The organism is Planctomycetota bacterium, assembly GCA_038746835.1.
GTDB lineage: Bacteria > Planctomycetota > Phycisphaerae > Tepidisphaerales > Tepidisphaeraceae > JBCDKH01.
This window is the reverse complement of record JBCDKH010000172.1, coordinates 1-7,844: the sequence shown is the minus strand read 5'-3', so window position 1 is coordinate 7,844 and position 7,844 is coordinate 1. Positions and strand designations below refer to the sequence as shown.

Annotated in this window: 6 protein-coding genes; 3 read left to right on the top strand and 3 right to left on the bottom strand. The window is 66.5% G+C overall.

Annotated elements, in window-relative coordinates; all coding sequences use genetic code 11:
• From AAGI46_13875 to AAGI46_13865, 3 genes are all read left to right on the top strand, one after another.
• On the top strand, nucleotides 1-1,499 hold a 1,499-nt coding region (locus AAGI46_13875), incomplete at its 5' end, for a pitrilysin family protein (protein ID MEM1013294.1).
• Nucleotides 1,496-1,852: a hypothetical protein gene (locus AAGI46_13870; protein ID MEM1013293.1), complete on the top strand. Its 357-nt coding sequence runs from the start codon at nucleotides 1,496-1,498 to the stop codon at nucleotides 1,850-1,852. The genes AAGI46_13875 and AAGI46_13870, both read left to right, overlap by 4 nt.
• Nucleotides 1,853-1,921: 69 nt before the next feature.
• Complete coding sequence (locus tag AAGI46_13865) at nucleotides 1,922-3,379, top strand: Ig-like domain-containing protein (GenBank protein MEM1013292.1); 1,458 nt, start codon at nucleotides 1,922-1,924, stop codon at nucleotides 3,377-3,379.
• Here the strand turns inward: AAGI46_13865 and AAGI46_13860 are convergent.
• The 3 genes from AAGI46_13860 to AAGI46_13850 form a co-directional block, all read right to left on the bottom strand.
• The gene (locus tag AAGI46_13860) at nucleotides 3,369-4,025 is read right to left on the bottom strand and encodes an ion channel (protein ID MEM1013291.1); all 657 of its coding nucleotides are present in this window, start codon (nucleotides 4,023-4,025) and stop codon (nucleotides 3,369-3,371) included. The genes AAGI46_13865 and AAGI46_13860 overlap by 11 nt on opposite strands.
• A complete protein-coding gene (locus AAGI46_13855; protein ID MEM1013290.1) occupies nucleotides 4,022-7,171 on the bottom strand; it encodes a multidrug efflux RND transporter permease subunit in 3,150 nt (1,049 codons plus the stop codon). The genes AAGI46_13860 and AAGI46_13855 overlap by 4 nt, the downstream gene beginning before the upstream one ends.
• Nucleotides 7,172-7,196: 25 nt before the next feature.
• The coding region (locus tag AAGI46_13850) for an efflux RND transporter periplasmic adaptor subunit (GenBank protein MEM1013289.1) at nucleotides 7,197-7,844 on the bottom strand (648 nt) is incomplete at its 5' end.

Here is a 7,844-nt window from a genome sequence, read left to right as displayed (position 1 = left end):
TGCCCGGCCGCGATCCGTCCGGAGCCCCGGAAGCGACTGACGAGTCCAACGACATGGAGGCGACCGAGCCCGAGTCGACGCCGCCTTCCGACAACGAGACGACCACCGCTGAAGTGCAGTTCCCGGCGGACTATTCGACCGCCGCCCCGGTCCCGGCCGACATCATCGCTGCCAACTTCGACACCGGCGTCGTGTTCGACGTCGACGGCACGCAGGTCATCCTGATACGCGACACGCGCCAGCCGCTGGTCGGCATGACGCTCATCATGCCCGGCTACGGCAGCGACGCGGTCCCGGCTGACAAGGTCGGACTCGCGAGCCTCGCGGCCGACCTGCTCACGCGTGGCTCTGCCGGTCGATCGGCGGCGGAGCAGAATGAGCTCCTCGACGCCGCCGGCATCTCGCTCTCGGCCTCGGACGGTGGCGACCACACGCGGGTCACCGGCTCCTTCCCCAAGGGCTCGATGGCCGACGCCGTGATGTTCGCCAACGAGTTGCTCACGCAGCCCAACCTCGACGAGCGCGAGTTCGCCAACCTGCGTGCCCGTGCCGCGGCCGGTTTGCAACAGTCGTTGAGCGATCCGTCCGGCGTCGCTTCGCGCGAGTTGGACACACTGCTCTTCGGCGACACGCCGGCCGGGCGTAACCCCGACCCGCGGATCGTCGCGTCGCTGACGCTCGAAGACGCCGTCGAGCACGTGAAGCGTGCGTATGGCCGTGAGGGTCAGACGCTCATCCTCGCCGGCGACCTCGACGAGGCCGAGGCGACCGAGTTCGCGAGCAAGCTGCTGGACGGCGTGAAGCTGTCATCCTCGAAGACGATCGATCCGATTGCCTACGAGCTGTCCGCGTACCGCCCGCAGATTTTGCTCGTCGACAACCCCGGCGGTGGACAGTCGGCGGTGCGGCTGGGCAACCGAGCGTTCAAGATCGACTCCGACGAGAAGTACGCCGCCAGCGTCGCGACGCAGGTCCTGGCCGGTGGCATCGAGTCGCGGCTGAACCAGGCGATGCGGGCCGAGAAGGGCCTGACCTACGGGGCCGGCGGCAGGTTCAACCCAGGCCGACACGTCGGCGAGTTCTTCGTCGGCTTCGCCACGCGGCCCGAAACGACGGGCGAGGCGATCACGACGGCTTTTGGCGTCCTCACGCGGATGGCCAGCGAGTCCGTCAGCGAGGAAGAGCTCGTCGACGCCCAGCGCCGCGTCGCCGGCAGCCTCGTCCTGAGCCAACAGACCGTCGGCCAGCTCGCCAACCTCCGCGGGAACATCCTGCTCAACGGCTACCCGCTGAGCTACTTCAACGACTACGGCCAGAAGATCGCCGGCGTCGACGTCCAGGACGTGCAGAACGTCATCGCCAGCTACGCGACGCCCGATCTGCTCTCGATTGTCGTCGTCGCCCCGGCCGACGCGGTCAAGACGCAGCTCGACCAGATCGGTGACGTCACCGTCGTGCCGATGCCGCTGGCCCGTCAGCCCGAGGCCATGACGCCGTGAGCGACCCGCAGTCGGCCATCGCGACCGGACGCCTGATCCTGCTGATCGTTGCCGCCAGCTATCCGCTTTCGGCGGCTCTGCTGGTGGTGCTCAAGCTTCGTGGCGAAACGGTGCCGTGGGTTTGGCCGGTCGCGTGGCTCGTGACGGGCATCGCCGGACTGGCGATCTCGTGGTTGCTGAGCGAGTCGTCCGGAGCGTTGGCTTGGTGGGCGCTGCTCGTCGTGCTCGGCCCGATCATGGTCGTGTCGACGGTGGTCGACTGGCGTCACGGGTACTGGGGCATTGTCGCGCTCGATATCGCGGGGCTGCTGGCGATCGGCTACGGGTTGTGGCTCGCGCGATCGCTGCTCTGATCGGCGACTTTCGCGCTGCCACGCGGGCGTTGCGCGGGTACGTTGGTCGGCGAAAAGCCACCCTTGCCCATGTCTCGATCTCTCCGCCGCGCCGAATCTGCTCCGTCTCCCATCAACGCCAAGGCGGCCTTGCCTGTGGAGGCGTTGGAGGCACGACGACTCCTCTCCACGGTGGCGGGCGATGCTGATCCTGAGCGCATTCTCTTCATTCGCGGGGCCGACCGGTCGGGCGGTTTCCTGGAGGCCAACAACGACTTCGGCCGGACGGAACAGCTCGCCGACATCGACAACTTCCAAGAGTTCAACGGCAATCACGGCTGGGGCACTTTCGCCACGGCCCTGCGCGATGCCGGCTACGACGTTTCGCAGATCACCGAGACCGTCGAAGCTGACGCACCGGCCACCGGTCAGACGGACGGCGTGCACATCGACCTGGAGACGATCGACCTGCTCCAGTACGACGTCGTCGTCTTCGGCTCGAACAACGCCACCTACGACCAGACTGCCGTCGACGCCTTCGAGGACTACGTCCGACGCGGCGGGGCGACGCTCTTCATCAGCGATGCCAACTTCGGCAGCAACTGGGGCGACGCCCCGGCCAGCGATCAGCCGTTCCTCGACGTGATCGGCTGGAAGATGAACCAGGATCGCGGCACCTACTCGCTCTTCCGCGATCAGGGCGACTTTGTCGTCCCGACGCACCCGATCTTTAGCGGCATCGACCGCTTTGACGGCGAGGGCGTGAGCCCCGTCAACCTTGCCGACGCGACCACCGGCCAGCGGCTGGCTGTCGCAAAGGGCAACACCAGCGACAACGACCGCCCCGGCCGCGCACCGGCACGCTCCGTCACGTCAGACGACGCCAGCCTCGCCATCGCCGAACTCGACGGCGGCCGGATCGCGGCGCACTTCGATCGCAACACGTTCTTCAATCAGAACGGTGCCGGCACGAACATCAATCGCTTCGACAATCGCGACTACGCGATCAACCTGTTCGACTGGCTCAGCGGCCGAATCGGCGACACCAGGCAACCCGTCGGCCAGGGCGAGGTCAAGCTCGACGCGTCTCAGACGATTCGCCTGACCTTCGACGAAGACGTTGCCGAGAGCATCGATCCGGCACAGATCAGCGTCCTCAACACCAGCAACTTCACGCCGATCCCGACGTCGCAGTTCAACGTTGCGGTCACCGACTTCGGGCGCGCGATCGAGCTCGAGTACGACATCGGCACGTTCGGCCCGCTGCCCAACGGCCAGTACAGCGTGACGCTCTTGGCCGGCAACGCCGAGGACCGCGCGGGCAACACGCTGGCGGGCGACGTGCTGTTCAACTTCGACGTGCTTGCCGGCGATGCGAATGACGACGGCGTCGTCGACCTTGCGGACTTTGGCGTTCTGCGGGCCAACTTCGGGTCGCCTGGCCTCTTCAGCACCGGCGACTTCAACTACGACGGCGTGATTGATCTGGCCGACTTTGGCATCCTGCGGGCCAACTTCGGCGCGGCGTTGGACGAGCTCACGAGTTGACCTTCGCCTGCTGCTGGCCGACCTGAATCCCGACGAGTCGGGCGACGACGATCGCCAGATAGATCTGACCCGCCGCCGCCAGCGCGGTCGCCAGCGCGTCGGCCCGTGGTGTGGCGGGCGAGATGTTGCCGTAGCCGAGCGTCGTGAGCGTGACGAAGCTGAAGCCCAGGAATCGGTCGAACCGCTCGTTCGCCTCGGCGGCGGCGTTGGCAAAGGTGAACGAGCCCGGAACGATCGCTTCGAGCAGCGCAAACCCCATCGTCCCGAGCAGGCCCAGCAGCAGGTAAATCGAGATCGCCTGACAGATGGTGTCCCCTGTCACACGCCGGCCGTGGAACATCGTCGTGAGCAACGATCCGGCGACCATGCCGTAGAACGCGATCGTCGTCACCAAAAAGACGATGCTCGCGGCGAACACATCCGCAGCCAACAGCAGCACCTGCGACACCGCCGAAAGCACCGCCAGGCCCGACACGATCATCAGCCGCACCCTCGACTCGACGGCCGCGAACGCTCCGGCCAATAGCGTGACGAACAGCAGCAGATCGATCACGCCCACACCCAGCAGTTGCCCGACCAGAAACGGCCGAACGAACGCGATCAGCACCAACGCCGCCAACAGGTAGGCGAAGCGAAACCGCTTCACGCCGGCTCCGCCGCAGCTGGAACGACGTCGGCCTCGGCTTCGTCGTTCGATCGACGCCCGAACCGCTCGCTCGTCCCCTGCACGACGCGGTAGATCGCGGGCGTGAAGATGACGCCGAAGATCGTCGCGACGATCAGGCCCATGAAGACGGCCGTGCCGAGGTTGGTCCGTGCGCCAGCGCCAGCGCCGGTCGCGACGACCAGCGGTGCCGTGCCGAGCACGAAGCTGAACGCCGTCATCAGGATCGGCCGGAACCGAAGCCGCGCCGCCTCGATCGCCGCGTCGGCTGGCGACAGGCCTTCGCTCCGTTTCTCACGAGCGAACTCGATGATCAGGATGGAGTTCTTGCTGACCATCGCGATGAGCAAGACCACGCCGATCTGCGTGTAAACGTTGTTGTCAAAGCCACGTGCCAGACACCCGGCCGCGACGCCCAGCAGCCCCAGAGGCACGGCGAGCAGCACCGCCGCCGGCAGCGTCCACGACTCGTACTGCGCCGCGAGTGTCAGGAAGACCAGCAGCATCGACAGGGCGAAGATGATCAGCACGCCGCCGCTGGCTTCCTTCTCCTGATACGACAGGCCGGTCCATTCGAAGCCCATCGACGTCGGCAGTGACTGGCCGGCGATCTGCTCCATCAGGTCCAGCGCCTCGCCCGATGACGCACCCGGCGCGGCCGAGCCCTTGATGCTCGCCGCCGGATAGAGGTTGAAGCGATTGATGCTCGACGGCCCGAACCGCTGCTCGACCGTCGCGACCGCCGACATCGGAATCTCGTTGCCGTCCGCGTCGCGAACCCGCAGCGCCAGGATGTCGCTCGGCGTCGATCGGAACGGCGAGTCGGCCTGAACCTTCACCTGATAGGTCCGGCCGAACGCGTTGAAGTCATTCGCGTAGCTGCTGCCAAGGTTCGTCTGCAGCGTCCCGAAGACGTCGCTCAGCCGCAGGCCCAGCTGCTGGACTTTCTCGCGATCCACGTCGACGAAGAGCTGCGGCACGTTCGCGCGGAACGAGCTGTTGGCCCCGGTGATGTTGCTCTGCGTGTTGGCGTCGGCGGCGAGGTTGAAGGCGACGTTCTGCAGCGTCTCCACGCCGACACCCGCACGGTCCTGCAGCTGCATGTCGAACCCGCCGCTGGTCCCGAGTCCTGGAATGGGCGGCGTCGGGAAGGCGAACGCAAAGCCGTCGATGACCGTCGCAAGCTTGCCCTGCAGCTCACGCAGAATCTGTGGCTGCGTGCGGTCGCGATCGTCCCAGTGCTCGAGCGTCATGATGTACGACGCGACGTTCGGGTTCGCGACGCCGTCGATGAGCGAGTAGCCGTTGATCTGGATGAACGACTTGATGCCTTCGGTCTCGCCGACCATCTGGTCGACCTCGGCCGTGACGGCGCGCGTCCGCTCGCGCGAGGCCGCGTCGGGCAGCACGACGCCGGCCATCAAATAGCCCTGGTCTTCGTCCGGCACGAAGCCGCCCGGCAGCGACGAGTAGCCAAAGACGCCTACGAGGCTCAGCCCCGCAAACAGCAGCAGGGCGATCGCAGCCTTGCGGACCGACTGAGTGACCAGCTTCGTGTAGCCGGCCGTCGATGACTCGATCGCCGTGTTGAAAGCGCGGAACAGCGGGTTCTTCTTGCCGCTGGATCGCTTGAGCAGCACGCCGCATAGCGCCGGGCTGAGCGTGAGGGCGTTGACGGAGCTGAAGATCGTCGCGGCCGCGATGGTCAGGCCGAACTGGTTGTACATGACGCCCGTCATGCCGCTCATGAAGCTCGTCGGCACGAAGACCGCCAGCAGCACCAGCGTCGTGGCGATGACCGGCCCGGTCACCTCTTCCATCGCCTTGACCGCCGCCTCCTTGGGCGAGAGGTCGGTCTCTTCGAGGTTTCGTGCGACGTTCTCCACGACCACGATCGCGTCGTCCACGACGATGCCGATCGCCAGCACCAGGCCGAACAGCGTCAGCGTGTTCAGACTGAAGCCCAGCAGCAGCATGACCGCGAACGTGCCGACCAGCGACACTGGAATCGTCACCGCCGGGATGATGGTCGCCCGGAAGTCCTGCAGGAAGACGAGCACCGTCAGGATGACCAGCACCGCCGCGATCAAAAGCGTCGTGACGATCTCCTTGATCGACGCACGAACCTGGTCCGCCGCGTCGTAGGTGACGGCCACGTCGACGCCATCGGGAAACGTCGGCCGAAGCTCTTCGAGCAGTGCCTGCACGTCGTCGGAGACGTTGACGAGGTTGGCCCCGGGAAGCTGGTAGATCGCCAGGACCGACGCGGGGTTGCCGTCAACCTTCGACTCCACCACGTAGTTCTCGGCGCCAAGCTCGATGCGGGCGATGTCGCGGAGCAAGAGCTTCCGGCCGTCTTCGGTCTGGCGGATCGTGATCTGCCCGAACTCGTCGGCGTCGAGCAGTCGGCCTTGCGCGGTGACGGCGAACTGGAAGGGCGTCCCCGCGTCGGCCGGTGGCTGGCCGATGGTGCCGGCGGCGACCTGGACGTTCTGATCGCGAATCGCGTTGAGCACGTCGCTCGCCGTCAGCCCGCGAACCTGCAGCTTTTCCGGGTCGAGCCAAACCCGCATCGCGTAGTCAGCCGCACCGAACACCTGCACGCTGCCGACGCCGTCGACACGCTGCAGCTGGTCGCGCAGGTTCAGCGCCGCCCAGTTGGACAGGAAGATGTCGTCCAGCTGCGGATCGTTCGACGTGACGCTGATCATCTGCGCGAAGTCCGGCATTCGCTTTTCGGTCTTCACGCCGAACTGCCGGACTTCCTGCGGCAGCGACGGCTCTGCCGCCGCGACGCGGTTCTGCACCTGGACGCTGGCGATGTCGAGGTCAGTGCCGGTGGCGAAGCTGATCCGCAGGCTGTACGTGCCGTCGCCGGCGCTGGTCGAGCTCATGTAGAGCATGCCCTCGACGCCGTTGACCTCCTGCTCGATCGGCGAGGCGACCGTCGACGCCAGCGTTTCTGCGTCCGCACCCGGATAAACGGCCGTTACCGAGATCGTCGGCGGGGCCATGTTGGGGTACGACGCGATCGGAAGACTGCTCACCGCCGTCACGCCGGCGACGATGATGACCAGCGACAGGACCGTCGCGAAGATCGGGCGATGAATGAAAAACGTGGACAGCATCGATCGGCCTCGTGAAGGGACGGACTCACTCGGCCGGCGATGTCGTCGGCGACTCGGACGGCGGCTCGGTCTTGGGCGTCACCGGCGCACCGGGACGAGCCCGGAGCAGGCCGCGCGTCACAAGGCGATCCTCGGCAGCAAGGCCGCTGGTGACGATGACGTCGCCGGCGTCCGTCGCACCTAACTCGACATTGCGGCGCTCGACGACGTTCCCCTCGCCGACGACCAGCACGTACGGCCCGACCTGGTCTCGCAGGACCGCGGCCTCCGGCACGAGCACGGCCTCGTCGAGCTGACCGGTTGGAATCCGCACGCGGACGAACAACCCGCCGAGCAGCGTGCGATCCGGATTGTCGACGCTGGCCCGAATCCGGATCGTGCCCGTCAGCTCGTCGGCGACCGGGTCGGCGTACTCGATCTCGCCGCTGAAGGGAAAGTCGTCGTCCAACTCCGTCCGCACGCCGACCGTCGGCGGCGCTCCTTCGGGCGTGTTGCGGACGGCTCGCAGGTAAACGCGGTCGGGCACGCTGAACCACACGTCGATCGTCGTGTCGTCGTAGATCGTGGCAAGCAGCGTCTGCCCGCCGGCACTGATGAGATCGCCTTCCTCGACGCTCGCCTTTTGAATCAGGCCGGCGCGAGGCGCTTTGATTTCGCTGTCGTCGACGTCGAG